This window comes from Ahrensia marina (assembly GCF_001293565.1).
Taxonomy (GTDB): domain Bacteria; phylum Pseudomonadota; class Alphaproteobacteria; order Rhizobiales; family Rhizobiaceae; genus Ahrensia; species Ahrensia marina.
In genome coordinates, this window is sequence record NZ_JXMU01000003.1 from 33,095 (window position 1) to 57,248 (window position 24,154).

Here is a 24,154-nt window from a genome sequence, read left to right on the forward strand (position 1 = left end):
TTTATGGCACGTCTTGCATCCTCAATAGTCGTTGCAGCGATTACCAGAATGGCATCGCTGCACAATGGTGCTGCCTATATAAGGCGTCGCGGGACCGAAGGTGCAGGTGCAATATTTATTACTTTGTACGATGCTGAAACACGAAGCTATGCTCTTTATGAGCCAGTGCCTCAATCAATTGCCTCAGACGAAGAAATTGATCGTGATTCTCGTGCTTTTTCTCTTTTGGAGGAAGGGAAAACAGATATGGATTTAAATGACCGCTTTACGCGCGAAGAGCGCTTTGATCCTGATTTCTGGGTTGTCGACATCGAGGGCGTATCTGCAGAAATCTTAAAGGAAACTATTTTGATCGTTTAGCTTGCTGCTTTTCGAACACTGTTTGTTGTCGTTTGATTTGCAGCGCGGCTGTAGATTTCCTGCGCTCTTAGATCATCCTTTTGCCAAGACTTGACGGTCGCCACTGAGGTTGAAAAATCAAGACTTTCATATGTCTGGATAAATTGCTCGCGGATGTCGTCTTTCAAAGATCTTCCATGAGCCAATCTCTTGAATACCTGCCAGGCGGTTTCTGTAGACAGACGCAAATAATGCAACGCCACAGGCAGGTTTCTGGAGGTAAAATCGCTGCATAGATTACGCACGCTAACAAATTCCAGCGAAAGATTGTCTACAAGCGCGGTGTGAATGAAAGCGACATCGTCTTCATTGGTCAGCTTGAGTAGTTCAGCGTCCAGATCAACATTGATCCGATTAAGCCGTATATTCGGATAGTTAGAAGGTTTGCTAAGGCTTGACTGCACAGGCTTTTGCCGCAGCTCAAGCGCACGATCGACACGGCTATCATTAAGATCGCGAAGGTGGGAGGCAAGAACATGATCAACGTTAGTGCGCCGTGCGATGATACGCGCATAAGTCAGCCCTTTTGAATTGATAATACCAATCAGGTCTTCTGTGTTCAAAATTCGGGACGCTAAAAGAAGAGGGTGGCAGATAGTTGTAGCTCGTTTGCACAGCTCTAATATCAGGTCTTTGGGGGCATGATCATTGGATGCCAGAAGGCTGCAAACCGTCTTAAGGTCATCTGGAGACAAACGGCTCTGGTATGCCAAAAGGAGATCTTGCAACTGCGCTTTTTGACTGGCGTTTGGACGTTGTTGTGCGCAAAAGTCACGGGTAAATGTTATGACGTGGCTATGCAAAATGCCCATACTCTTTACTCATTTGCCATTACTTACGTAGGGAAAATAGGTTAAAATTGTTAGTATTGCGTTAACTATCCGTTGGCTAAGCTCAACCATGTCGCAACTCCAACGATGGAGGCTCCCATGAGCAGTATTGTTGCGTTTAAAGAGTTCGAGTCACTTAGATTATCGCGTCAGACCCCGAGTGTAGAGCAGGGGAATGCAAAAATTCTATTGTTTACCGGCGTTCGATATGAACGAACGGAAGCGGCACTTCCACGGCTGGATGATCCGTCTTTGGGCCGGTCACGTGCTACAAAAAGAAAGCGTCGGCCTTTCTGAAAATACTATCTTTATATGTCCAGTAATTCACACTCGAATGTACTTAGATAACTATCGACAACAGGCTTCCAGCTCTTGTCCGGTGAAAAAACACGCAACAGCAAGAAACCTTCATCAGAATCTGTTGGTGCGATAATAGCTTCAGAAATCTCTTCAGGCGTATTTTCCCGTACATATCGAAGTTGCTGTTTATTCGCGATCACGAGATCGACGTTCGGACTGTCCGCAATTCGGTCATTGGCACTGAAAAACACCGTGCCGGATGCATCATATACAGACAGTGACCAGTAAAGTGCTTGGCCCGAAGCACTAAATCTCGCGGCGCCTTCAGACAAATCATAACGGCATAATGCTGTTTCAAAAAGTGGATCCAAACGCGGGTTTCGCTGTTTGGTAACCGCATTTTTATCAAGAATTACAGTCTCATAGGGTGGGGCAATATCGCGAATATAGGCAGAGCTGCTATTGGCTGATACCCACGGCAACATCAGTATAACCGCCAAATGCACAATCGCGGCACCAACCAGACCGATCAAAATAGCCAGCAGGAGCCTACTCATCGTTGCAGCCTATCTTTTGTATGGCCGGCATCTTTATCTCGCTGACACCGGTCGTGCTCGCCACACTGGTATCATAAAGCGATAGGATAAAACGACGCTCGCCGCTTCCGGTTTGTGGTAGCCAGTTTCCATCAGTTATCGTTTTAGAGATTGTAATTTCGAAATCACCTTTGGCATTACGTAAAGTATTGCCGGAATGAAGGCTACTCACGACACCGTTTTGAGCAAAAATAGGCATCAGATCTTTATCTGCGATCCTCAATGTCCAGGCGCGGGCTGCTGGTGTTTTGCCTTTTATTATATAGTCGCAAGCGGCATTGATTGCTTCTCCGCCATCATCATGTGCGGCAATAAAAACCAGTCCTTCTGCACTGCCCAGCGCAATTTCGCCTGTTCGCGCCGCATGTGCTTTGGCGTAAGGGTCCGCGTCGGGCGTTCCCGTTTGGGGATGCGAAACCCAAGCGCCATATTCAAGAGCGCCAAACCCTGCAAATTCGCGGGTTATACGCTCTGCAGAATATATGCCGCCAACAACAGCAATAGCGAGCGCGATGACAATGGGTATCAGTTGTTTAAACATGTTTCAGGTCGTAGCCAATCAATGCCAGTATTGAAAGCGTTCTTGAGAAGCTTAAGCATATGGCCTCGTTTCAACATCAATTATTGGTGCTGGAAACGCGTTGGGGGTCGCGTTTTAGCGGCGGTGTATTCTCCAGCTTTACGGCAAGGTCCTGAAGGAATTGAGAGGTCGCCTTAGAAAGCGAACGTGGGCGTATTTGTGCGATCGTTGAGCCGTCTTCGCCATCATTGCCTTCTGTCTCTTGAGGTGTGTCGTCTGCTTCCGGTTGCGGAATAGAATTTTCAACGCCGATAAGCGGTTTAAGCTCGGCGCCTTGGTGAGCAAAGGACATGATACGTTGAAAGGTCTCTGCAGGCAGTCGTCCGCCGGTTAATCTGTTTGTTGGCGTGTAGTCATCATTTCCATACCAGACGGCGGCGGTGAAATTGCCGGTATAGCCGACAAACCAAGCATCACGGTAGGATTGTGTGGTGCCGGTTTTACCAGCAATGCGAAAGCCCTCTATCGCAGCACGCCTTGCTGTGCCGAACTCGGTGACGCCAACGAGCATATTGTTCATGGCGATGTCTGTTCCTTCAGACAGAACGCGTTCAGTCTTGGCCGGTGTTGTGCGTCGATCGTAAAGAATTTCGCCAGTGGTGGACATGATTTGCGTAAAACCGTGCCTAAGACCGGCAATACCGCCCGTTGCAAACGTCATATAGCCAGTGGCTTGATCCAGCACTGTCATGCCATGAGTGCCCAAAACCATCGTATGGTGGCCGCTTATTTCAGACTCAACACCCATCTTGTGCGCAAGATCGACAACAGGCTGTGTGCCGCCAATGAAATCACGTGTCAGACGGACAGGCACTGTGTTGATTGATCGTGCCAATGCATTGGAAAGTGTAACGCGGCCGGAAAAACGGCGATTGTAATTCTGCGGTGACCACCCGCGCCATGTAATGGGAGCGTCTGCCACGACACTGTCGGGTTTCAGGCCTGTCTCCAGCGCTGCGGCATAAACAAATGGCTTGAAGGATGAGCCGACTTGCCGCTCAGCGCGCGTTGCGCGGTTAAACTGACTAAGGCCGTAGTCACGACCGCCGACAAGAGCCCGAACCGCGCCATTATTTTCAATCAGTACGGCTGCTGATTCTGTAACATTGTATTCTCGTCCATTCTGGCGCAGGTAGAACTCTATGGATTCTTCGGTTGCCTGTTGAAGGTTGAGATCCACAGTCGTGCGAACAACAACGGAACGGGATGGGATTTTGTTATCGACAATGAATTGTTTGACTTCATCAAAAGCCCAATCAAGAAAATAATCGGGACTATCGACATCATTTCGAAGAACCACATCCGCCGGGTTGCGCCGCGCGCCGGTTACCTGGCCTTCAGTTAAAAATTCAGCCTGCACCATATTCGTCAAAACCTCGTTCGCACGCGCACGTGCGGCAGGTAAGTTCACATGAGGTGCGTATTTGGCGGGTGCTTTGAATAGGCCTGCGAGAATGGCAGATTCTGCTAGTGTTAGGTCACGAGCATTTTTATCGAAGTAAAATTCAGTGGCAGCAGCAACACCGAATGTGCCGCCGCCCATATAGGCGCGGTCTAGATAGAGTTTTAAAATTTCGTCTTTGGTAAGGTTGGTTTCAAGCCAAAGCGCCAGAAATGCCTCTTTGACTTTGCGGTCAAGGGTTCGCTCATTTGTCAAAAACAGGTTTTTTGCAAGCTGCTGGGAAAGTGTCGAGCCGCCTTGCACAACGGAATTCGCACGCACATTCTCAGTCATGGCACGGGCGAGGCCGAAAAAATCCAAACCATAGTGCTCAAAAAAGCGCCTGTCCTCTGTTGCCAATACCGCTTTGATCAAATGGTCCGGTAATTCCTCAATCGGAATGGCTTCTGAGTGCAGAATCCCGCGCTGTCCGATTTCATTGCCATAACGGTCCAGAAATGTGACGGCAAAATCATTGCGGTCCATCCAATTGGAAGAGATTTCATCGGCCGCCGGCAAAGCCAAAGCGAGCATAAGGATCAGACCGCCGGTACCGAGCGTAAAACCTTCGCCTAAGACTTCGAAGATAGCACGCTTGAAACCGTAGGGCCGGAAACGCCGGAAGAAAATCGTTATGTCTTCCCAGATTTCACCGGCTGCAAATTTGGCCTCGTAAAGAGTTGAATCGATCCATGCATCAATTTCCAATAGGAAAGATGATTTTTTATAAGGCTTTGCCTTTGTATATGGATCATTATCCAGCGGGTTATTCATAATCCCAAGTGCCCCGAACGCGCGCCAAATAGTGCGTTATACAGATATTTTGCCCGATTTTGTAACAGCCAACAAGAGCTTGCGGTTAATCGCGGTTAACTTCCGGGTCGATTGTGTCATCTTTCAGATCATCGAGACGTCCCTCACGGGCTTTAAAGTAGTATTGGCTGGCAATCAGGTAACCTTTTAGCGGCCGCATAGGTAGCAGGCAGGCCAGCAACAATAAAGGCGCGGTTAAAAGTGCATTGAGCCAATAGGGTGCACCGACAGAGACTTCCATCCACACCGAAAAACCAACAACAGGTACGACTGCGATACATATCGCAAAAAATGCCGGGCCGTCTCCTGCATCGGCAAAGCCATAATCGAGGCCGCAAACATCGCATTTGTCTGCGACTTTCAAAAACCCTGAAAAAAGCTTTCCGCTACCGCAACGCGGGCATTTTCCAAGCATTCCGCTGTGCTCTGGTTTCAACGTTGGGTATTGATCGTCAAAGGACATTTTAGTGCTCATTTAAAATAATTGCAGAAACTAGGAATATATTCTTGACAGCGTGACGGTTCAGATGTAGTGTTGTGACATAATCACGAAATTGCGTCGAAACACCGGTTGTCAGAGCAGCCGGTTTTTTTGTCAGCATATTAAAATTGAATGTTGAAGACATGGAACCAAAGCTTATTCAAGCATTGCTGGATGGTCTCAGGAACCAGGCGAAAATGCTTTTGGAATTGAACCCGCAAGGGGAGCCTTTCACCAAAGCTGCAATAGACAATCTTCAATCCACATTGAAAGTCGTAGAGAAATTGGAGGATTTTGCTCAGAAGCATGATGGTGATGACTCTGACGGGGTTGAGGAAGAGGTGGCAATTAAAAATATTCTGATCGAGATTGAGGAGAGGATTGAACAGCTCGCAAGGAAACGTGCCGATGCAATCCTACTTGAAAAAGACATCGCTAACGACGGCCCAAAAGGTCGCAGCGAGTGCGACACTCAATCTGCGTCAATCGCAAAGGCCACCTAGCGGAAATGATTGGCGCACTTGGTTACTGCTTGGCGGTCGCGGGTCCGGCAAAACCCGGGCAGGCGGCGCATGGGTGCACGGAATGGCAACCGGTTTGCCGCCATTTTCGAAAATACCCACCGGACCCATTGCGTTAGTTGGGGAAACATTTGCAGATATTCGTGAGGTCATGATTGAGGGGCCTGCCGGTATCTGTGCCAATGCAATCTATGAGAAACCACGTTATGAGCCGACAAGAAGACGTCTGCTTTGGCCCAATGGCATCGTTGCAGAAGCGTATTCAGCGCATGATCCGGAACGGTTGCGCGGCCCGCAATTTTCAGCGGCATGGTGCGATGAATTATGCAAATGGCCTTACGCACAAGAATGTTGGGATATGTTGCAGTTCGGGCTGCGGCTTGGCGTAAATCCACGGCAATTGGTAACAACAACGCCTAAACCAATACCTCTTTTAAAAAAGCTGATGGCGGATGAGGCAACCCGCCTCACGCATATGACAACATTTGAAAATGCAACCAATCTTGCACCGAGTTTTCTGGCTCATGTTAGTGAGCGATACAGCAACACCAGCCTTGGAAGGCAGGAGCTTCAAGGTGAATTAATTGAAGCGCGTGAAGGCGCATTATGGAATAGAGAGCAGTTGGAAAGTCTGCGTGTGCCCATTGCGCCACAACTGTCCCGCATTATTGTGGCTGTTGATCCACCTGCCACATCGAAATCGACGTCGGATGCCTGCGGCATTGTCGTGGCTGGCTGCGATGAGACAGGTCATGCTTTTGTGCTTGCGGACCGCACTTTAAAAGCGGCGTCACCGAATAAATGGGCGAACCGGGCGATTGGCGAGTTCCATACCTGGCAAGCAGATATGCTTCTGGCAGAAGTCAACCAAGGCGGCGAGATGGTGGCCAGTGTCATACGCTCAATTGATGATCGTGTGCCGGTGTTATCAGTACATGCGACCCGAGGTAAATATTTGCGCGCTGAACCGGTTGCGGCGCTATACGAGCAGGGACGCGTACATCATGTCGGAGTGATGCCCGAACTTGAAGATGAAATGTGTGACTTTACGAATGAAGGGCTTTCAACACGGCGTTCACCGGACCGGCTGGATGCGTGTGTGTGGGCCATCAATCAATTATTGATGCAAAGGCCAAATAAGCCACGCATCCGAACTGTTTAAATCAATTATAGTCAGGAATATCTATGACCGAGAAAACCGGCTGGTTTTCGCGTGTTTTCGCGCGTCCAAAAAATGTCCGGCCAAATGAAATTAAGCAGGCAGGAATTTCCGGCTCGTCGGGCTTTGTCGCTCTGCATAATGTTCTGGGGGCAGGGTGGACAAATGCGTCTTATGAGGCCTTATCCAGACAAGGTTTTATGCGCAACGCCGTTGTTCACCGCTGTGTCAGGATGATTTCAGAGGCTGCCGGCTCTGTACCATGGTTAGCATATGAAGGCGATCAGGAACTGCTTGATGATCCGCTCGCCGGACTGATCAATCAGCCGAACCCTTTTCAGTCACGCGGCGATTTTGTCGAGGCAATCTGCGGGCATCTGCTTCTATCCGGTAATGCATATATTGAACGCGTAGGTCACGGTGAAAATGCATTCGGGCAACTTTATACATTGCGGCCAGATTACATTAGCTGCAAGCTTGATGATTATGGTTGGCCGGAAGCTTATGTCTACCAAACAGGCGCAAAGACGCGCCACATCGCTATGGACGAAGTGGATGGGCCGCAATCCTTATTGCACTTGAAGCTGTTCAACCCGCTTGATGATGTAAACGGCTTTGCGCCATTGCAGGCAGGATTGATGGCGCTTGATACGCACAATGCTGCCGCTGAGTGGAACAAGGCGCTTCTGGACAATGCCGCAAGGCCCTCGGGAGCACTCGTTTATGCACCCGGCGATGGCAGCAATTTAACGCCGGAACAATATGAGCAGCTTAAACGCGAGTTGGAAGACGGTTACTCCGGCCCGAACAATGCCGGCAAACCATTATTGCTTGAAGGCGGGCTGGACTGGAAAGCAATGGGGCTGTCCCCCAAAGACATGGACTTCATTGAGGCCAAGAATGCAGCGAGTAGGGATATCGCATTGGCATTTGGTGTCCCGCCAATGTTGCTGGGCATACCGGGCGACAACACTTATGCAAACTATCAAGAAGCACATCGTGCTTTCTTCCGCTTGACTGTCTTGCCGCTTCTCCAACGCGTCAAAAGCGCAATGAGCGGCTGGATGCAGCAGTCACGTTCACCGGCATTTCACTTGGAGCTTGATCTTGACCAAGTCGAAAGCTTGAGGCCGGAACGTGATGCATTGTGGACGCGTCTCGAAGCTGCATCGTTCTTGAGTGAGGATGAGAAACGTATGGCCGTTGGATATTCTCCAATGGGCGAGGAGCAGCGCGAATGAAGCAGTATTTTCCCGATATCTCTCCTTCTGAAACTTTGTGGATCGCAAAGTTTATAGGCGCGTTAGCGGGCTCGGCAATCTCACTTGCTTATGTGCTGCCGGCCGGTAAGCGCGAGGCGGCGATACGCTTTATGACAGGTTTAACCGCAGGGCTGGTCTTTGGTTTTCCGACAGGTCTTTGGATCGCTGACCGGTTCTCATTCGGCAATCGCCTCAACGACTTTGAAGTCGCTTTGATGGGGGCTGCGTTTTCAAGCCTTGTGATTTGGACAGCGCTGGGATTTGCGCTTCGCTTTCTCGAGTGGAACTTTTCGCAAAAACGTCCACGCCACGAAGATGAAGGTAATGATCTTTAATGCAGTACCGTAAACTAACAAAATCACTGGCACCAAAAATCGAGCATAAATTTGCTGATCAGCAACTTTCAGGTGTCGAAGCTGATGGTACATTTAGCGGCTATGCAAGCCTGTTCGATGTGGAAGATCTCGGCAATGAGGTGATCGCCAAAGGCGCATTCAGTAAATCGCTTCAAATCAAAAAGATTTCAGATATCCGTTTGCTCTTTCAGCATAATCCTGATGAGCCTATTGGACACTGGCTTGAGATATTCGAGGACACGACGGGTCTTTTTGTAAAGGGCCGGTTAAATTTGAATGTCGCCCGCGCACGAGAAGTGCACGCATTGATGCGGGAAGGGGCCATCGATGGTCTTTCCATAGGATTTAAGACCGTCCGCGCGCGCCATGAAAAATCCGGAAAAGTAAGGCGCATATTGGAAGCAGATCTTTGGGAAGTATCTGTTGTCACTTTTCCGATGTTGCCTCAAGCGCGTGTATCTCAAATTAAAGCGCGGGGAAATCTTCCCACAAGGCGCACATTCGAACGATGGCTCGTGCGGGATGCAGGGCTTTCGCGCAGTCAGGCCAAGACGATTATTACCAAGGGCTTTTCTGCACTGGCAAGCGCGCGGGACGCCGCTGGTCTCAACCAAAAATATGATGAAACAGATACGGCTTTGTTGGCGGATAAAATCCGCCTTGCAGCCAGCCGTTTTAAATAACTAGGAAAAAGCATGACTTTCAAAAACTCAAAGTCTGGTGCACGCGCGCCGGAACGAAAAAACACGTCGATTGCTCCCGTAGCAAGTGGCCAGGCACAGGAAGTCGCAGAGGCGTTTGACGACTTTATGGGCGCGTTCGATGCGTTCAAACGGGCGAATGACGAACGGCTCAGACAGTTGGAAACACAAATCGGCGAAGATGTCATCACGGTCGATAAGGTAGACCGGATCAACAATGCGGTTGACGAGCAAAAACGTGTTCTTGACCGCTTAATTGCAAAAGCTGCGCGCCCCAATTTGGGAACAGAGCGTGTCTTCAGCATTGAAAACAGCGAACATAAATCAGCATTTGAACGCTATGTGCGCAGCGGTGATGAACGGGCTTTGCGTAACATTGAAGGCAAAGCGATGAGCTATGGTTCAGGCCCGGATGGCGGTTTTCTGGTCCCTGCTGAAACTGAAAGTGCAATTGGCTCACGGCTAAAGCAAATTTCACCAATTCGCTCGCTTGCCAGCGTGCGCCAGGTGTCCGGTGCCGTGTTGAAAAAACCATTTGCGATTTCAGGGCCAGTCGTTGGCTGGGTGGGTGAAACCGATGCGCGCCCGGAAACATCAGCGAGCCAATTAGCCGAGCTTCAGTTCCCGACTATGGAACTTTATGCGATGCCGGCGGCAACATCGTCGCTGCTTGAAGATAGTGCGGTTAATATTGATCAGTGGATTGCGGCAGAAGTTGAGGCGGCATTTGCTGAGCAGGAAGGTGCCGCATTTATCAATGGTGACGGCGTCAACAAACCGCGTGGTTTTCTCGATTATACTGCAGTTGATGAAACCGCTTGGGAGTGGGGCAAACTTGGCTATGTGGCAACCGGCGTTGCCGGTGATCTGCCTGCCAGCGATCCTTCAGACGTGCTCGTAGATACTGTCTATGCGTTGAAGGCAGGTTATCGCCAGAACGCAAACTGGGTGATGAACCGGCGTATGCAGGCGGCTATTCGCAAATTGAAAGATGCGGACGGCAATTATCTATGGCAGGCGCCAGCCGGTGCAGGGCAAAATGCAACTTTGTTGGGCTTCGGCGTTACTGAAGCGGAAGATATGCCGGACCCTGCCGATGGCGTGAACGCGATTGCCTTTGGTGATTTTGCCCGCGGCTATCTGATCGTTGATCGTGCAGGCGTAGCCGTATTGCGCGACCCGTACTCGGCCAAACCATATGTACTGTTCTACACCACCAAACGTGTCGGCGGCGGGGTCCAGGACTTCGATGCCATTAAACTCATCAACTTCTCAGTGAGTTAAGCGCGCGTGCCTTAAAGGCAATTTTCCGCGCTGCTTGCGGCCCTGCGTTCCTCCCCCGCAGGGCCGTTTTTTATGAATGGAGCATTTATGACATTTCAATTGATTTCGCCCGCTTCTGTACAGGCAGTTACATTGGCTGATGCGAAAGCGCATTTGCGAGTGACTGCCTCTGAAGAGGATGAACTGATCGACGGGCTTACCAAAAGCGCTACCCAGCTTGTTGAATGTGAAACGGGGCTTTCCCTGATCACACAAACTTTCAGATTGTGGGTTGACGATTTGCCGGAAAACCATGTGGTTTGTTTGCCGCGAAATCCAGCACGCAACATAGTCCAAATCGTCTGGTACGATAGCGAAGGCACACCGGTCATTTTGCCGGGCAGTGCTTATTTCTTCAATTCCATGTCACGTCCCGCGCGTCTGAAATTTGATCGTGCTGCGTGTCCATCAGGTCCGTGCAATGGCATTGAGATCGACTTTGATGCCGGCTTTGGCAACACGGGTGTAGATGTTCCAGATCTCATTAAACGCGCAATGAAAGTTCTGATCGCGCACTGGTATGAATTTCGCGGGGTATATGCGCCAAGCGACCAGCCTGTCTCCGTACCTGACTTGTACACGCACCTCATCCGCCATTACCGCCAAGTGAGGCTGTGATGATGAAGCCTCTTTATCTTGATGCCGGTGCTTTCCGCGATTTGTTGTCTATGGAGCAGAACGACCAAATTGAAGATGGCTATGGCGGTTACGTTGATGATTGGTCGCCGGTATCGCAAAACTGGGCGCGCATTGTGCCGGCGCGGGCAGACTTTTCCGTTCGCGCTGAAGTCAATGAAGCCAATTACACGCACATCATTGATTTGCGCCAACCAGTCGCCGCCGATGTCTCTATGCGCTTTGTGGCTGGCGGCGATACGCGGCACTTCACGATACTTGCGGTTTATGATCCTGATGAAACGGGTCGTTATCTGCGCTGTATATGCCGCAAGGAGGGCGAAAGCGCATGAACATGACCTTCAGAACGAATATCAAGTTGCTCATCAGCACGCTACGGACCGCATCACTGAACTTGGCAGACGATGCTGCGCGCAAAGTTGAAAATAAGCAAAAGCTGCATGCTGACGCCAGGGACAGAAACAAGGACCGTAAGCAATGAGTGCGGGCGCGCTGCAAAAAGCGCTCTTTGATTTATTGTCTCAGGATCCGGCACTGACTGGTCTTCTGGGCGATGAACGTGTCCATGATGCCGTTCCCAAGAATCGCAAGTTTCCGTTTTTGGTTATTGGAGATTTGACTGCAAATGATTGGAGTACAAGCGATTATCTTGGTCAGGCCTTCATCGTAACACTTCGTGTCTGGTCGTCCGCTCAAGGGCGCAAAGAGATTTACGATATTTGCCAACGTGTAAGAACGTTAATGAAATCAGACATTCAACTGCCAAATGGAAGCCAGTCCCATCTCGTGATGACGTGGCCGGTCAGTGAACGTTTCGAGCGTGAGATTGCGGCACGTTCAATGCGCGCCACCTTGCGCTTCCGTATTCTTTTGGAACCAAAAAACTAGATTGAAAGGAGCGCGATATGGCGTCTCAGCGGGGCAAGGATATTCTCCTGAAAGTCCGAAATATAGCGAATGGCCAGTTTGAAACCATTGCCGGCCTTCGAACAAAACGCATTAGTTTTAATGCGCAAAGTGTTGATATTACAGATTCTGAATCCGCGGGCCGTTGGCGCGAACTGTTGGCTGGCTCCGGCATTCGCCGCGCCTCGGTCGCGGCAGGCGGCATCTTTAAAGACAAGACATCTGATGAGATCGTGCGTTCGGCGTTCTTTGATAGCGAGACGCCGGATTGCCAATTAGTTTTGCCGGATTTTGGAACAATCGAAGGTGCGTTCCAAATTACAGCATTGGAATATGGCGGCAATCACGATGCTGAGGTCACATTCGATATCGCAATTGAATCGGCTGGCGAACTGACCTTTGGAGCCGCGGCATGATTATCAATAAACACCGCGGCGAGATTGCCGCTAATCTTGGCGGAAAAGAACGATGTCTATGTTTGACGCTCGGCGCGCTTGCACATCTGGAAGCAAGTTTTGGCGCGACCGATCTGACATCTCTAACCGAGCGTTTTTCAAACGGCCGGTTATCGGCCGGTGACCTGCTTTCCATTATCCATGCAGGCTTGCTTGGCGGTGGCCATGATTTTAGCCGCGAAGATGTAGCGGAAATGCAGGTTGAGGGCGGTGTCGCTGGATATGCGCGCATCGTGTCTGAATTGCTGACACTTACATTTGGATATGCTGATGAAGGATAAGGTTCTGCCTTTTCCTTGGGAGGCAATAATGACCTTTGGTCTGGGAACTTTGAAATTACCGTCGGAGGCATTCTGGCGTTCGACACCACTGGAAATATCAGCGGCTCTTCGAGCGTTTTCAAATGCGGCGTCAGTGCCGCCTTCCCGAAAACAGTTCGAGGAAATGATGGCACGTTTTCCTGACACCGGCTTTGCTAGGAATAATTCTGATGAATGAAGAACTCATTGTCTCTATTGATGCGGACACGCAAGGTTTTGAAACGGCATTGCGTGAACTTGAAAAACATGCAGGTTCGTTCGGAAATACAATCACCTCCGCTTTAAAGTCCGCAGTTGTATCCGGTAAATCACTGGAAGACACATTGCGCGGTATCGCGCTTTCTCTTGCCGGTTCCGCGCTATCAAGTGGTCTGGCTCCTTTGAAGAATATTTTAAATGGCTTTGGCTCCCAGATTTTTTCCGGCTTTGGGTCTGTAACGCCATTTGCAAAAGGCGGCGTACCTGGCGGTATTGTTGCCACTCCGACATATTTTCCAAATGGTTCTTCAGTTGGCCTGATGGGTGAGGCGGGAACAGAAGCAATTATGCCGCTGAAACGGGGTAGCGATGGCAGTCTTGGTGTTGCTGCCAGCCCGGATAGAGCAGCAGGATCGTCGAATATCACCATCAATATTTCGACACCGGATATTGATGGCTTTAGGCGGTCTTCAGGTCAGGTTAGCGCTGCTCTGGCACGGGCAGTCGCGCGCGGTCAGCGCACATCTTAAGGAAAATTTGATGACTGGTTTTCACGACGTAAATTTTCCGGCGCGCTTGAAGTTCAATGTCAGTGGCGGTCCGGAAATGCGTGTAGATGTGACGCGGCTTTCATCGGGGCATGAGAGGCGCAATAAGCGTTGGTCCGCGCCGCTGAGGCGATATCTGATCTCGGTCGGTCAACGACCGCTAGATGAAATACAAGTTCTGACTGCATTTTTTGAGGCGCGATCAGGCCCATTATATGGGTTCCGGTTCCGCGATCCGTTTGAGCATTCAACGGCCGCCTTAAATCAAAATGTTAGCGCCAACGATGTTGAAATTGGCATTGGCGATGGTGTCGCAACCGAGATGAATCTAATTCTCGGTAATGGCCGACAAGTGACTCATCCCATTGAAGATTCTTTGCGTGTTGCCGTTGACGGGGTGGAGATTTTTACAGGCTTTTCGTTCGATCAGTCTTCAAAGAAACTTGTTTTTGATCAAGCCCCAGCCAGTGAAGAAGCGATTTCGGCTGGATTTCAATTTGATGTGCCGGTGCGTTTCGAAAACGAGCAGTTGGTGGCAACGCGAACTGTGAATAACGCAGGTGAAGTATCCGATATAACATTGTTGGAGTTACGCTTTTGATCGAAATTGGAGAAGCACTTAAAGAGCATTTGCGAAATGAGTCCGCAACAGTTTGTTATGTCTGGATAATTTCGCGAACGGATGGGGTAAGGCTTGGCTTTACAGACCATGATAAATCATTGACCGTTGACGGCGTGGTTTGTGAACCGGAAACAGGCTTAAACGCCAGCGCCTTGGACAACGCTTTAGGGCTTTCTGTTGAAACGAGCGAGGTGTCCGGCGCGCTTAAATCAGACCGGATTTCAGAGGCGGATATTCATGCCCGGCTTTATGATAATGCGGAAGTCTTCCAATGGATTGTGAATTGGGAAGCGCCTGAACAGCAGGCACTTATTCGCAAATACCGTATCGGTGAAATTACCCGTGAGGGTGAGTACTTTAAAGCAGAGTTGCGCAGCCACGCGGCAAATCTTGATCAGCAATCGGGCCGTTATTTTATTAAACGCTGTGATGCTGATCTAGGCGATCAGCGCTGTGGTGTAAACGTAGCGTCTCCGATTTATCGCGCTGAAAGCAGGGTGCTTAATGATGCTTCAAACAGTGTTGGTTCATTCTATGCAGAAGCAATAGGGCAGTATGCTGATAATTGGTTTTCAGGTGGAACCCTTATTTGGAAAACCGGTAATTTGCTTGGCCAGCAATATACAATTGCGAGCGCGGGCAATAATGGAAGCAGGCTTGAAATTACAGTCATTGAAGCCATGCACTTGATCCCGGATGCGGGCGCAGAGTTTGATATAATTGCTGGCTGTGACAAACGTTTTGAAACCTGCAAGGCAAAGTTTTCCAATCACATAAACTTTCGCGGCTTTCCACATATGCCAGGTAATGAAAATGCTCTGAATTATCTCGACGTTGAAACACGTCTGGATGGAGGGCCGATTGTCCCATAATAAGCTTGGGGCTTTAGTGCTTAATTCAGCTGAAAGTTGGATTGGTACACCCTATCGCCATCAGATGAGCAGCAAACATGTCGGCTGTGATTGTTTGGGCTTGGTCTTAGGTATTTGGAGTGAACTTGGTGGCTCGCCTATTTCCTATGATACAAATTACAGTCGCGACTGGGCCGAATGTGCGCCGAAGGATTTGTTGCTGGTGGCGGCAAATAGATATCTTGAGCCAGCTCCGAAAGGCTCCCCTTCAATAGGCGATGTTCTGTTGTTCAAATGGAGCAGTTTCACCGTCTCCAAACATGTGGCTATCTACGCCGGTGGCGGTCAAATCATCCATGCTTATGAGCGTCATGCTGTTTGCAAAGCGCCGCTCGTGCCTCAATGGCGCCGCCGTATTTCCGGCATTTTTCAATTTCCCGATACTTTCAATCCGGAGTAATCAATGGCTACCCTATTATTGCGAACCGTAGGCACTGTTGTCGGCAGTGTTTTCGGTCCGGTCGGCGCTGCTGTTGGTTCTGCGCTTGGTGCTGTTACTGGTAATATCATTGACCAGTCGATCATCAATTCAACGCGCACAATTGAGGGCGCGCGCCTTGCTGGCGGGCGGCCAATGTCGGCAGAGGACGGCACACCGATTAGCCGCGTTTACGGCTATGCCCGTGTAACCACAACAGTCATATGGGCGACACGGTTAGAAGAAGAGAAAACCACGCAGCGTCAAGGCGGAAAGGGCTCTTTAACAAGAGGTCCTAAAGTTACATCCTACACCTATTACGCAAGTGCCGCGTTCGGCATATGCGAAGGAAAAATTGCCGGTATCAAACGAATTTGGGCTGACGGTAAAGAGGTGGACCTGCGCGATATCGAATATCGGTTTTATAACGGTAGCGAGGATCAGTTACCTGATGCTTTAATTCAGGCCAAACAAGGGTCAGGAAATGCAACAGCGTTTCGTGGCACTGCCTATATCGTTATAGAACGTATGCCTCTTGAGCGCTACGGCAACCGACTGCCGCAAATTCAGGTGGAAGTGTTGCGGCCCGTTGGCCAACTCGAAAAAGATGTTCGGGCAATAAGTATCATTCCCGGTGCAACTGAACATGGCCTTGATCCTACTCCCGTTCTTGCCCGCGTCAATCAGTTTGAAACACGCGAGTTTAATCGCCATATTTTATATGCGGACACAGACTGGCAGGCATCAATTGATGAATTACAGGCAGTATGCCCGAACCTGAAACATGTTTCGCTTGTATTGGCGTGGTATGCCGATGATCTGAGAGCAAGTCATGCACGCATTCGCCCCGGAATTGTTACGACTAATCCGTTTGAGGAGTCCGAACCTTGGTATGTGAGTGGCGTTACGCGCCAATCACCTCATGCGCATCTGATTTCAAGGGAAAATGAACGGTCGGCATTTGGTGGAACGCCAAATGATTCCAGTGTGATTGCTGCTATTCATGATCTTAAAGCTCGCGGTTTGAGTGTTACGCTCAATCCGTTCATTCTTGTTGATGTGCCATCCTATAACACCCTTCAGGATCCGTATTCCAACGGCTATCAGCCTCCTTATCCGTGGCGCGGGCGTATCACGCCCAACCCTGCCGTCGGGCAGGCAGGCAGTGTGGATGGATCATCAGCCGCAGAATCACAGATTGCCGGTTTTGTAGGAACAGCTGTCGCAAGTGATTTTTTCACCAATGGTGGATCAATTGACTGTAACTCCAGCGATTTTGGCTACCGCCGAATGATCCTTCATTATGCCAAACTTGCAAAATTGGCTGGCGGTGTCGATACCATTATCATTGGCAGCGAAATGCGCTCGCTGACGACGGCGCGCGGTGAGACAAACAATTTCCCGTTCGTCGACGCCTTGGTCGATCTGGCCAATGATGTAGCGCAAATAGTATCACCAGGCACCAATCTGATTTACGGGGCGGATTGGTCTGAATATTTTGGCTACCATCCGCAAGATGGATCCGGGGACGTATTCTTTCATCTCGATCAATTGTGGTCCTCTGCGAATATTGCAGCTATTGGCATAGATAATTACATGCCGCTGAGTGATTGGCGCGCGTCAGATGTTGAGACAGGTCAACCCAATCCGGATGGCCAAAGGTGGAGTTCTGACACCAATGCGCTGGCACAGGCAATCACATCTGGCGAAGGCTTTGACTGGTATTATGCCAGCCATTCTGACCGCGAAGCTCGTATACGAACACCGATAACGGATGGTGCTTACTCAAAACCTTGGGTTTTTCGCTACAAGGATTTGAAATCGTGGTGGATGAACCATCATTTCGAGCGCATTGGCGGCGTTGAAAAGGTTTCTCCAACAGCTTGGATACCTGAGTCTAAACCCATATTCATGATGGAATTGGGTTGTCCTGCAGTTCACAGCGGTGCGAACCAACCCAATACTTTTATCGACAAGAACTCCAGTGAAGCCAGACTGCCATATTTTTCAAACGGTAGTCGGGACGATGATATTCAACGTGCTTTCCTAAGTGCGCATCACAATCATTGGTCTTCAGGTGCCAACGCTAATCCAATTTCATCGCTGACAAGCAAGCCAATGGTGGATATTGAAAGGCTGTATCTTTGGGCGTGGGATGCGCGCCCTTTACCTGCATTTCCGCTCAATGTGGGTGTCTGGGGCGATGGAGAAAATTGGCTGCGCGGGCACTGGATGAATGGAAGGCTGGGAACGGTAAATGCTGCCGATCTTTTTAAAGCCGTGTTCACTGATCACGGTTTGCCTCTGCCGGAAACCAGCACATTAAGTGGTCATGTAACCGGTGTGGTGTTGGCTTCTCCTGCAAGTGTTCGTGCGACACTTGAGCCGTTGCTTAAACTATTTGGCGGGGTTGCCAGTGATGTGAATGGTTTGCGTTTTTCGGGTATAGATTCTTATCAGGCCCGCATTATTGACCATAATCATGTTGTTCTTTCTGACAATGAGTCGCGTATAGAACGCACCTTGTCTCAGGTAAACGAACTACCCAATGAAGTGCAGATCGGATCCCGAGACCCTCTTCAGGATTATCAGGCAAGGGCGACCTATTCCAGGCGGCGCGAAAAAACTGCCGATCGCCAAGTTGTATTGGATGTGCCGGCTATTCTGCATACAGACGAGGCGCGCAAGTACGCTAACCAGATATTGTCAAATGCTTGGTCTGGGCGCGAAACAATCAAGTTTGGCTTACCTTTGTCCTATTGCGACTTGAGTACCGGCGATGTGATCGCCTTTGATGATGCGGAAGATCAGCATTTTATCATCGAGCAAATCACGCTGCGTGAATTTGTGGCGGTGGAAGCGCGATCAATAACAAAGCAAAGGCAGATTTCTATCCTGCCAACATTGCCCGGCGTTCAGGATACCGCTGCTTATTTGGGCTCCTTTGGCGGCCCGCCTGAACTGACTGTTCTTGATTTGCCTATGGTAGACGGAGCATCCGAGAATGAGCAATTGCGTGTTGCGTCACTGAGTTCTCCTGAACGGACGCAGAATATTTTCGCAAGTGCCACAACGCAAGGATATGCTGCACGCGGTAATATTGAGCAGAATGCTACGGTTGGAGCTTTGGTCACTCCGCTAATGCCTGCCGCATCTGGCAGGTTTGATTATGCCAATACGCTTGATGTTGCGTTAAGTTACGGTGAGTTGGAAAGTGTGGATCAGCTCTCCATGCTGGCAGGACGCAACCTTGCCGCGGTTGAGACAGTGCCCGGCAATTGGGAAGTGTTTCAATTTGCCAATGCTGTAGAAATCAGCCCTGAGATATGGCGTCTCTCAGTGCTTTTGCGCGGGCAGGGCGGAACTGAAGATTTGATGGCTTTAGGTGCGGATATCGGCGCAAAATTTGTATTATTAAATGATGCCATTACCCCGATAGGCTTAAGGGATGCGGAAATCGGAAGTCCTGTTAATTTTCGAATTGGCGAGGCGGGTAAAGATTTTTCCGACCGCTATTACACGACATTTAGTGCAGAGGGCGGCCTTCGCGCTCTCAAACCACTTTCACCGGTGCATATCAGAGCATCTAAAGCTGAAGGCGGCGCTATCTTGATTAAATGGATACGCCGTGGGCGCATCAATGCTGACAGTTGGCTTGGATTGGATATACCGCTTGGTGAAGCATTTGAGCGTTACAAAGTAGACATTCTGGACGGGGCTCAAACTGTGCTGGGCAGCTTTGAAACAAGCCAGCCCGAAATTTTGCTGACGAGCACAATATTGAATGATTTATTTGGCGGACAACCTGTAGCGCTGTCCGTTCGCATTGTTCAGCTTAGTGAAAGAGTGGGAGAAGGTATTCCTGCATTCGCTGAGCTTGAGGTTACGTGACTATCAATAGAAAGGATGCAGAATGACCGATAATAAACCTTGGTATTTATCAAAAACGATATGGGCAGCTCTAATTAGCATAATCGCGACAGTGGCCGCTTTTTTCGGCGTTACGATTGATGATAGTCTGCGCGAGAGTTTAAGTGTGGGCCTGTTGCAGTTGGTGACAGCAATTGCTGGAATTGTTGCAATTTTCGGACGAATTTCGGCTTCCGCAAAAATTTCGTAATTGAAATTGACGTGCAGGTGTTCATGTCCCATTCAGACAGATGAATGTATAAGTGGTGCCATGATGATAAAACTATTCAAATATACCATGTCAGCGGCCCTCTGTTTGAGCGCCATGAGCAATGCGGCGCTTAGCGCGCAAACAATAGAACTTGCCGCAGACAATTGCTTTGCGGCAGGGCAACGATATGCGGCTCAACAAGCGTCTACCCTTGTTGCTGCTGAAGCTGCTTCGCGAAACGGGCAAGCCGTTTGCAAGGTGGTTATTCTTACGCAGGCGAAAAATGGTGAGCGTCCCAAACGGGAAGTCGCATATATTCCCCAATAATAGCACCTTGAGTGCACTTTGAATTTCATCTTTGATGGTGGAATAAAACAGAATCAATACGGGGAAGTTTCATGCGCATTCTGGTTGTCGAAGACGATGCTGATCTAAACCGCCAGCTCAAACAGGCGCTGGAAGAATCAGGATATGTCGTCGATACAGCCAGTGATGGCGAAGAAGGTCATTTCTTGGGCGACACAGAGCCTTATGATTGTGTCGTTCTCGATATCGGTTTACCGCAAATGGACGGCATTAGTGTTTTGCAACGTTGGCGCGAAGATGGCCGCGTCATGCCGGTTCTGATTTTAACGGCGCGTGACCGCTGGAGTGATAAAGTCTCCGGAATTGATGCCGGCGCAGACGATTATGTCACGAAGCCTTTCCACATCGAAGAAATTTTAGCGCGGGTGCGGGCGCTCATCAGACGTGCTGCCGGTCATGCTTCTTCTGAATTGCGCTGCGGCCCGCTAACCGTTGATGTAAAAGCGTCCAAAGCGGTGGTTGATGGGGTAACGCTCAAGCTTACATCACATGAGTTTCGCCTGTTGTCTTATTTGATCCATCACCAGTCGGAAGTCGTTTCCCGTACCGAGTTGACTGAACATTTGTACGATCAGGATTTTGACCGCGATTCCAACACCGTCGAAGTTTTTGTTGGGCGTCTCCGCAAAAAGATAGGTCATGATTTGATTGAGACAGTACGTGGCCTTGGCTACCGTATGACCGATCCTGCATCGAAAGAAGCCAAAGGTTCGGCATAGACATGAAAGCCTTGTCGCTCACACGCAGGGTTGTTGTCCTCTCCAGTGCGTGGACTGTGCTGGCAATCGTGATTTTAGGCTGGCTATTACTCACGCAGTTTAAGGCAGGGGCCGAAAGAAACTTTTCAGAGCTACAGCAAGCTCAACTTTTTTCCCTAATTGGTGCCGTCGACGTTGATGAAAATGGAAATCTAACAGGAGCGCCCAATCTCGGTGAGAACAGTTTTCTCGCGCCTGAATCGGGTTGGCTTTGGCGGGTGCAAATTCTCAGTGGTGCGCCAGACGATGTTCTAACGTCGCCATCCATGGCTGGATTTACCTTCTCGCGTCCTGATTTGAGTGAAATCCCTTATGACAACCAGTTCGCCCGAACATATGTGGTCGACGGCCCTAAGAATTTAAAAATTCGCGTCAAGGAATCTGAAATTGACTTGGGAGAAGGCCGTATCGCTTTGTTTCAAGTCGGCGGCAATCAAAGTGAGTTTGAGCGGGGCATTCGCGATTTCGCGCTTAATGCCGCAGGTTTGCTGGGTACTTTTGGTTTTGGGGTGGTGGGCATCAATGTACTTGTTATTCTCTTTGGCTTAAAGCCGCTTGATCGTATACGCCATGCACTGGGCGAAATTCGTGATGGTCGTGCCGAAAAGCTCTCAGGCGATTTCCCAACAGAATTAGAGCCTATGGTTTCAGAGATGAATATTCTTGTTGAGAACAACAAGCAGATTGTCGAACGGGCGAGAACACAAGTTGGCAATCTTGCTCATTCTCTAAAAACACCACTTGCTGTGCTCCAAAACGAAGGACGGACCAACGCACCTGTCTCGTCGGAGATAGTCAGAACGCAAGCTGCTTCAATGCAGCTTCAAGTCGACCACTACCTTAACCGTGCGCGTATTGCAGCGCAGCAGGGCAGTTTAACGTTTCGCACCGATATTGTTCAGGCGAGTGAGCGCATGGCCAAGGTCATGCGAAAACTCAATCCCGACTTAGACATAAAAACCGAAATACAAGATGATCAGATTTTGTTCGCCGGTGAAAAAGAAGATTTTGAGGAGATTCTCGGCAATCTTTTTGAAAACGCATGCAAATGGGCCGATAAAAAAGTTTTGATTAGGGTGTGCCTAGCAGAACGGGAGCATTCAGACCGGCAATGGATATTGCTAAATGTTGCTGATGACGGTGAAGGTATTCCGGTGGAAGGGTATGAGAAAGCACTTAAACGCGGTCAGCGACTGGACGAAAAAGTACCGGGGACGGGATTGGGGCTTTCAATCGTCAACGATACTGTGACTGCGTATGGTGGCGAGGTTGCGTTAGGCAAAAGTCGTTTGGGCGGGCTTCAGGTTTCAGTGTATTTACCGGCCGCAAAGAGCAATTAAGCCACATTGTTGCCGCGTAAAATTTGTCTTAGAGAAGAACAGGATAATATTTAGGTTGGGTATTTAATAAGTATGGCTTCACTTCGTCGGTTATCACCATTGAGCGGTGTTGCGTTTTCGTTGGCACTTGCTGGTTGTACTTCTACTGGTTTGAACACATCACTGGCGCCAACGGCTTTGTCACAAGAGACAAAAACGGTTGCATCCGGCGAACTGATCGCAGCGCTGGATGGTGGTTTGATTACGCGCTTAACGAGCAAAGGTATTGCGCGCGGCGATAAAGCCATTGCTCTTCAAAAAGAATATCTCGCACTTGAGTACACTGCGCCCGGTGAAGCTGTTCTCTGGCAGGGAAAAGCGATTTCCGGGAGCATAGTGCCATCTCAGCCCTACCGTGTAGGCTCTCAGGATTGCCGCCAATACGAGCATACGGTGGTCGAGGGCGGCGTAGAGTCTTCTGCAAAGGGGACTGCCTGCCGCAATGAGGGCGGCAGTTGGTCATTGCTAAGTTGACGGGATAAATCGGTTTCACGGCATCATTGTCGCACCTAGCCGAATTAACATGGTATTTTTAGTGACGAATGCGTATCTGTAGGCATGGTTTTATGGATATTAATTGCTGTATTGACGTTGAGTGTGTTGACGCTGGCTTTCTGGCCGGCTTTTTCGCGCTCAAGTAATATTGGAGCGACTGAAAACAGGGTCGCGGATTTCGAGCATGATATCGCGGTCTATAAAGATCAGCTGGAAGAATTGGACGCAGAAGAGAAACGCGGTGCCATCTCGCAAGATGATGCAGCCCAGGCGCGTATAGAAATTGCCAGACGCCTTTTAGCTGCTGAGGAAAAACGTGATTCCGGCAAAACGAGTACGCGGTTAAGTCAAAGGCGGGTTTTCGGGACACGAATTTTAGCTGCGGTGGCATTTGTTTTTATCCCCGGCCTGTCGCTATTGATGTATACGTCATTAGGTTCACCGACAATCGGAGCACAGCCCTTAGCTGCGCGCCTTCAAGCGATTAAAGAAGCCGAAACGGCATCCAGCGAACAGGATAAGCAACTTGTGCAGCTTGTTGCACGTGCGGAAAGCCATCTGAAAGAAAATCCGCAGGATGGCAAGGGGTGGGATGTTCTCGCACCTGTGTATTTTCGTTTGGGACAAGGGCCCAAATCGGCTGATGCCTACCGCAATGCTATTCGTCTTCTTGGTGAAAATGCGCAGCGCCTTTCCGGTCTGGGCGAAGTCTTGTCGGCAATGGCAGGCGGCGTTGTGACCGTTGATGCCGATGCGCTTTTCAAGCGTGCTGTCGCTCTTGAGCCTTCAAATGGACGAGCCTTGTACTATCTCGGACTTGGCAATGCGCAGGCAGGGCGTGAAGATACCGCTGCGAGGCAATGGAATGCCATTGTGAATAATGAAACAATTGATGGCAGTTGGCGTGTCGCTGCGGCGCAGAGTATGGCCCGTTTGGCAAGAGAAAATACATTGGCCTTGCCTGGGCCTGATGAACAGGCAATCAAAGATGCCGAACAGATGAGTGAAGAAGACAGACAGGCTATGATCGCCGGTATGGTTGAGCAACTTGATAGCCGACTTCAGGAAAATGCAGGCACGGTTGAAGAATGGCAGCGGCTTATTCGCGCGCGTATGGTACTTGGCCAAGAAAGTGAGGCGGTTGCAGCATTGGAGCGGGCAACTTCGGCCTTTGCAAGCGATCCGCAGAAGCAGGCGCAAATTCATACTTTTGCCGAAAAAATCGGCTTGAAAGTAAAGCAATAGGAACGGGGGTGCATA

30 protein-coding genes are annotated in these 24,154 nt (G+C 49.7%); 25 read left to right on the forward strand and 5 right to left on the reverse strand.

The genetic code is table 11. The features are described 5' to 3' along the window. The first annotated feature begins 3 nt into the window (after window positions 1-3). On the forward strand, window positions 4-360 hold the full coding sequence (locus SU32_RS03045; RefSeq protein ID WP_053997868.1) for a DUF1491 family protein: 357 nt from the start codon (window positions 4-6) through the stop codon (window positions 358-360). Here SU32_RS03045 and SU32_RS03050 read toward each other — a convergent pair. Continuing rightward, window positions 357-962 (reverse strand): hypothetical protein, encoded by a 606-nt coding sequence (locus SU32_RS03050; protein WP_144421017.1) that lies wholly within the window; start codon window positions 960-962, stop codon window positions 357-359. The two genes, SU32_RS03045 and SU32_RS03050, sit on opposite strands and share 4 nt — an antisense overlap. A 366-nt stretch (window positions 963-1,328) precedes the next feature. Between SU32_RS03050 and SU32_RS17205 the strand changes: the two genes are divergently transcribed. Next, the gene (locus SU32_RS17205; protein WP_144421018.1) at window positions 1,329-1,526 is read left to right on the forward strand and encodes a hypothetical protein; all 198 of its coding nucleotides are present in this window, start codon (window positions 1,329-1,331) and stop codon (window positions 1,524-1,526) included. A gap of 11 nt (window positions 1,527-1,537) precedes the next feature. Here the strand turns inward: SU32_RS17205 and SU32_RS03055 are convergent, their stop codons facing one another. The 4 genes from SU32_RS03055 to SU32_RS03070 all read right to left on the reverse strand — a co-directional run bounded on the left by SU32_RS03055 (window position 1,538) and on the right by SU32_RS03070 (window position 5,422). Continuing rightward, window positions 1,538-2,086 carry a DUF1254 domain-containing protein gene (locus SU32_RS03055; RefSeq protein WP_053997870.1) on the reverse strand — a complete coding sequence of 183 codons (549 nt, stop codon included), beginning with the start codon at window positions 2,084-2,086 and terminating at the stop codon, window positions 1,538-1,540. Then, the gene (locus SU32_RS03060) at window positions 2,079-2,666 is read right to left on the reverse strand and encodes a DUF1214 domain-containing protein (protein ID WP_053997871.1); all 588 of its coding nucleotides are present in this window, start codon (window positions 2,664-2,666) and stop codon (window positions 2,079-2,081) included. Before SU32_RS03060 ends, SU32_RS03055 begins: the two co-directional genes overlap by 8 nt. 76 nt (window positions 2,667-2,742) lie before the next feature. Beyond that, window positions 2,743-4,920 (reverse strand): transglycosylase domain-containing protein, encoded by a 2,178-nt coding sequence (locus tag SU32_RS03065; RefSeq protein ID WP_053997872.1) that lies wholly within the window; start codon window positions 4,918-4,920, stop codon window positions 2,743-2,745. Between the two features lie 85 nt (window positions 4,921-5,005). Further along, the gene (locus tag SU32_RS03070; protein ID WP_053997873.1) at window positions 5,006-5,422 is read right to left on the reverse strand and encodes a DUF983 domain-containing protein; all 417 of its coding nucleotides are present in this window, start codon (window positions 5,420-5,422) and stop codon (window positions 5,006-5,008) included. A gap of 146 nt (window positions 5,423-5,568) precedes the next feature. On the opposite strand from SU32_RS03070, the gene SU32_RS03075 reads away from it, so the two are divergent. The 23 genes from SU32_RS03075 to ccmI all read left to right on the forward strand — a co-directional run bounded on the left by SU32_RS03075 (window position 5,569) and on the right by ccmI (window position 24,139). Next, entirely contained in the window at window positions 5,569-5,943 is a 375-nt protein-coding gene (locus SU32_RS03075; protein ID WP_144421019.1) for a hypothetical protein, read from the forward strand. After that, window positions 5,849-7,123, forward strand: a complete 1,275-nt coding sequence (locus tag SU32_RS03080; RefSeq protein WP_211097667.1) for a DNA-packaging protein — start codon at window positions 5,849-5,851, stop codon at window positions 7,121-7,123. The genes SU32_RS03075 and SU32_RS03080 overlap by 95 nt, the downstream gene beginning before the upstream one ends. A gap of 23 nt (window positions 7,124-7,146) precedes the next feature. Further along, entirely contained in the window at window positions 7,147-8,361 is a 1,215-nt protein-coding gene (locus SU32_RS03085) for a phage portal protein (RefSeq protein WP_053997875.1), read from the forward strand. Beyond that, on the forward strand, window positions 8,358-8,717 hold the full coding sequence (locus SU32_RS03090) for a DUF6107 family protein (RefSeq protein WP_053997876.1): 360 nt from the start codon (window positions 8,358-8,360) through the stop codon (window positions 8,715-8,717). The genes SU32_RS03085 and SU32_RS03090 overlap by 4 nt, the downstream gene beginning before the upstream one ends. Continuing rightward, the gene (locus SU32_RS03095; RefSeq protein WP_053997877.1) at window positions 8,717-9,421 is read left to right on the forward strand and encodes an HK97 family phage prohead protease; all 705 of its coding nucleotides are present in this window, start codon (window positions 8,717-8,719) and stop codon (window positions 9,419-9,421) included. Before SU32_RS03090 ends, SU32_RS03095 begins: the two co-directional genes overlap by 1 nt. Window positions 9,422-9,433: 12 nt before the next feature. After that, window positions 9,434-10,723 carry a phage major capsid protein gene (locus tag SU32_RS03100; RefSeq protein WP_053997878.1) on the forward strand — a complete coding sequence of 430 codons (1,290 nt, stop codon included), beginning with the start codon at window positions 9,434-9,436 and terminating at the stop codon, window positions 10,721-10,723. 87 nt (window positions 10,724-10,810) lie between these two features. Continuing rightward, entirely contained in the window at window positions 10,811-11,380 is a 570-nt protein-coding gene (locus SU32_RS03105; RefSeq protein WP_053997879.1) for a head-tail connector protein, read from the forward strand. Next, window positions 11,380-11,730, forward strand: coding sequence for a phage head closure protein (locus SU32_RS03110; RefSeq protein WP_053997880.1), 351 nt, complete (start codon window positions 11,380-11,382; stop codon window positions 11,728-11,730). Before SU32_RS03105 ends, SU32_RS03110 begins: the two co-directional genes overlap by 1 nt. Window positions 11,731-11,875: 145 nt before the next feature. Beyond that, window positions 11,876-12,286, forward strand: a complete 411-nt coding sequence (locus SU32_RS03115) for a DUF3168 domain-containing protein (protein ID WP_053997881.1) — start codon at window positions 11,876-11,878, stop codon at window positions 12,284-12,286. Between the two features lie 17 nt (window positions 12,287-12,303). Continuing rightward, on the forward strand, window positions 12,304-12,720 hold the full coding sequence (locus SU32_RS03120; protein ID WP_053997882.1) for a phage major tail protein, TP901-1 family: 417 nt from the start codon (window positions 12,304-12,306) through the stop codon (window positions 12,718-12,720). Further along, the gene (locus tag SU32_RS03125; protein WP_053997883.1) at window positions 12,717-13,040 is read left to right on the forward strand and encodes a gene transfer agent family protein; all 324 of its coding nucleotides are present in this window, start codon (window positions 12,717-12,719) and stop codon (window positions 13,038-13,040) included. The genes SU32_RS03120 and SU32_RS03125 overlap by 4 nt, the downstream gene beginning before the upstream one ends. After that, window positions 13,030-13,257 carry a rcc01693 family protein gene (locus SU32_RS03130; RefSeq protein ID WP_053997884.1) on the forward strand — a complete coding sequence of 76 codons (228 nt, stop codon included), beginning with the start codon at window positions 13,030-13,032 and terminating at the stop codon, window positions 13,255-13,257. Before SU32_RS03125 ends, SU32_RS03130 begins: the two co-directional genes overlap by 11 nt. After that, window positions 13,247-13,807 (forward strand): phage tail tape measure protein, encoded by a 561-nt coding sequence (locus SU32_RS03135; protein ID WP_082376412.1) that lies wholly within the window; start codon window positions 13,247-13,249, stop codon window positions 13,805-13,807. Before SU32_RS03130 ends, SU32_RS03135 begins: the two co-directional genes overlap by 11 nt. A gap of 10 nt (window positions 13,808-13,817) precedes the next feature. Then, window positions 13,818-14,426 (forward strand): DUF2460 domain-containing protein, encoded by a 609-nt coding sequence (locus SU32_RS03140; RefSeq protein WP_053997886.1) that lies wholly within the window; start codon window positions 13,818-13,820, stop codon window positions 14,424-14,426. Continuing rightward, complete coding sequence (locus tag SU32_RS03145) at window positions 14,423-15,319, forward strand: DUF2163 domain-containing protein (RefSeq protein WP_053997887.1); 897 nt, start codon at window positions 14,423-14,425, stop codon at window positions 15,317-15,319. The genes SU32_RS03140 and SU32_RS03145 overlap by 4 nt, the downstream gene beginning before the upstream one ends. Continuing rightward, entirely contained in the window at window positions 15,309-15,758 is a 450-nt protein-coding gene (locus SU32_RS03150) for an NlpC/P60 family protein (RefSeq protein ID WP_201454864.1), read from the forward strand. Before SU32_RS03145 ends, SU32_RS03150 begins: the two co-directional genes overlap by 11 nt. A 3-nt stretch (window positions 15,759-15,761) precedes the next feature. After that, a complete protein-coding gene (locus SU32_RS03155; protein ID WP_053997889.1) occupies window positions 15,762-19,667 on the forward strand; it encodes a baseplate multidomain protein megatron in 3,906 nt (1,301 codons plus the stop codon). Window positions 19,668-19,689: 22 nt separating this feature from the next. Then, window positions 19,690-19,896, forward strand: a complete 207-nt coding sequence (locus SU32_RS17060) for a hypothetical protein (RefSeq protein ID WP_082376384.1) — start codon at window positions 19,690-19,692, stop codon at window positions 19,894-19,896. Between the two features lie 60 nt (window positions 19,897-19,956). Further along, window positions 19,957-20,223 carry a hypothetical protein gene (locus SU32_RS03165; RefSeq protein ID WP_144421020.1) on the forward strand — a complete coding sequence of 89 codons (267 nt, stop codon included), beginning with the start codon at window positions 19,957-19,959 and terminating at the stop codon, window positions 20,221-20,223. Between the two features lie 71 nt (window positions 20,224-20,294). Beyond that, entirely contained in the window at window positions 20,295-20,981 is a 687-nt protein-coding gene (locus SU32_RS03170; RefSeq protein ID WP_053997892.1) for a response regulator transcription factor, read from the forward strand. Between the two features lie 56 nt (window positions 20,982-21,037). Further along, complete coding sequence (locus SU32_RS03175) at window positions 21,038-22,360, forward strand: ATP-binding protein (protein ID WP_160316285.1); 1,323 nt, start codon at window positions 21,038-21,040, stop codon at window positions 22,358-22,360. 72 nt (window positions 22,361-22,432) lie between these two features. Next, on the forward strand, window positions 22,433-22,873 hold the full coding sequence (locus tag SU32_RS03180; RefSeq protein ID WP_053997894.1) for a hypothetical protein: 441 nt from the start codon (window positions 22,433-22,435) through the stop codon (window positions 22,871-22,873). Between the two features lie 84 nt (window positions 22,874-22,957). Continuing rightward, entirely contained in the window at window positions 22,958-24,139 is a 1,182-nt protein-coding gene (ccmI, locus tag SU32_RS03185; protein WP_053997895.1) for a c-type cytochrome biogenesis protein CcmI, read from the forward strand. Window positions 24,140-24,154 lie beyond the last annotated feature (15 nt).

Coding starts and splice junctions, on each gene's coding strand:
- SU32_RS03045 (WP_053997868.1), top strand. CDS start 4: ATGGCACGTCTTGCATCCTCAATAGTCGTTGCAGCGATTACCAGAATG.
- SU32_RS17205 (WP_144421018.1), top strand. CDS start 1,329: ATGAGCAGTATTGTTGCGTTTAAAGAGTTCGAGTCACTTAGATTATCG.
- SU32_RS03055 (WP_053997870.1), bottom strand. CDS start 2,086: ATGAGTAGGCTCCTGCTGGCTATTTTGATCGGTCTGGTTGGTGCCGCG.
- SU32_RS03060 (WP_053997871.1), bottom strand. CDS start 2,666: ATGTTTAAACAACTGATACCCATTGTCATCGCGCTCGCTATTGCTGTT.
- SU32_RS03065 (WP_053997872.1), bottom strand. CDS start 4,920: ATGAATAACCCGCTGGATAATGATCCATATACAAAGGCAAAGCCTTAT.
- SU32_RS03070 (WP_053997873.1), bottom strand. CDS start 5,422: ATGTCCTTTGACGATCAATACCCAACGTTGAAACCAGAGCACAGCGGA.
- SU32_RS03080 (WP_211097667.1), top strand. CDS start 5,849: ATGCAATCCTACTTGAAAAAGACATCGCTAACGACGGCCCAAAAGGTC.
- SU32_RS03085 (WP_053997875.1), top strand. CDS start 7,147: ATGACCGAGAAAACCGGCTGGTTTTCGCGTGTTTTCGCGCGTCCAAAA.
- SU32_RS03090 (WP_053997876.1), top strand. CDS start 8,358: ATGAAGCAGTATTTTCCCGATATCTCTCCTTCTGAAACTTTGTGGATC.
- SU32_RS03095 (WP_053997877.1), top strand. CDS start 8,717: ATGCAGTACCGTAAACTAACAAAATCACTGGCACCAAAAATCGAGCAT.
- SU32_RS03100 (WP_053997878.1), top strand. CDS start 9,434: ATGACTTTCAAAAACTCAAAGTCTGGTGCACGCGCGCCGGAACGAAAA.
- SU32_RS03105 (WP_053997879.1), top strand. CDS start 10,811: ATGACATTTCAATTGATTTCGCCCGCTTCTGTACAGGCAGTTACATTG.
- SU32_RS03110 (WP_053997880.1), top strand. CDS start 11,380: ATGATGAAGCCTCTTTATCTTGATGCCGGTGCTTTCCGCGATTTGTTG.
- SU32_RS03115 (WP_053997881.1), top strand. CDS start 11,876: ATGAGTGCGGGCGCGCTGCAAAAAGCGCTCTTTGATTTATTGTCTCAG.
- SU32_RS03120 (WP_053997882.1), top strand. CDS start 12,304: ATGGCGTCTCAGCGGGGCAAGGATATTCTCCTGAAAGTCCGAAATATA.
- SU32_RS03125 (WP_053997883.1), top strand. CDS start 12,717: ATGATTATCAATAAACACCGCGGCGAGATTGCCGCTAATCTTGGCGGA.
- SU32_RS03130 (WP_053997884.1), top strand. CDS start 13,030: ATGAAGGATAAGGTTCTGCCTTTTCCTTGGGAGGCAATAATGACCTTT.
- SU32_RS03140 (WP_053997886.1), top strand. CDS start 13,818: ATGACTGGTTTTCACGACGTAAATTTTCCGGCGCGCTTGAAGTTCAAT.
- SU32_RS03155 (WP_053997889.1), top strand. CDS start 15,762: ATGGCTACCCTATTATTGCGAACCGTAGGCACTGTTGTCGGCAGTGTT.
- SU32_RS17060 (WP_082376384.1), top strand. CDS start 19,690: ATGACCGATAATAAACCTTGGTATTTATCAAAAACGATATGGGCAGCT.
- SU32_RS03165 (WP_144421020.1), top strand. CDS start 19,957: ATGATGATAAAACTATTCAAATATACCATGTCAGCGGCCCTCTGTTTG.
- SU32_RS03170 (WP_053997892.1), top strand. CDS start 20,295: ATGCGCATTCTGGTTGTCGAAGACGATGCTGATCTAAACCGCCAGCTC.
- SU32_RS03180 (WP_053997894.1), top strand. CDS start 22,433: ATGGCTTCACTTCGTCGGTTATCACCATTGAGCGGTGTTGCGTTTTCG.
- ccmI (WP_053997895.1), top strand. CDS start 22,958: ATGGTTTTATGGATATTAATTGCTGTATTGACGTTGAGTGTGTTGACG.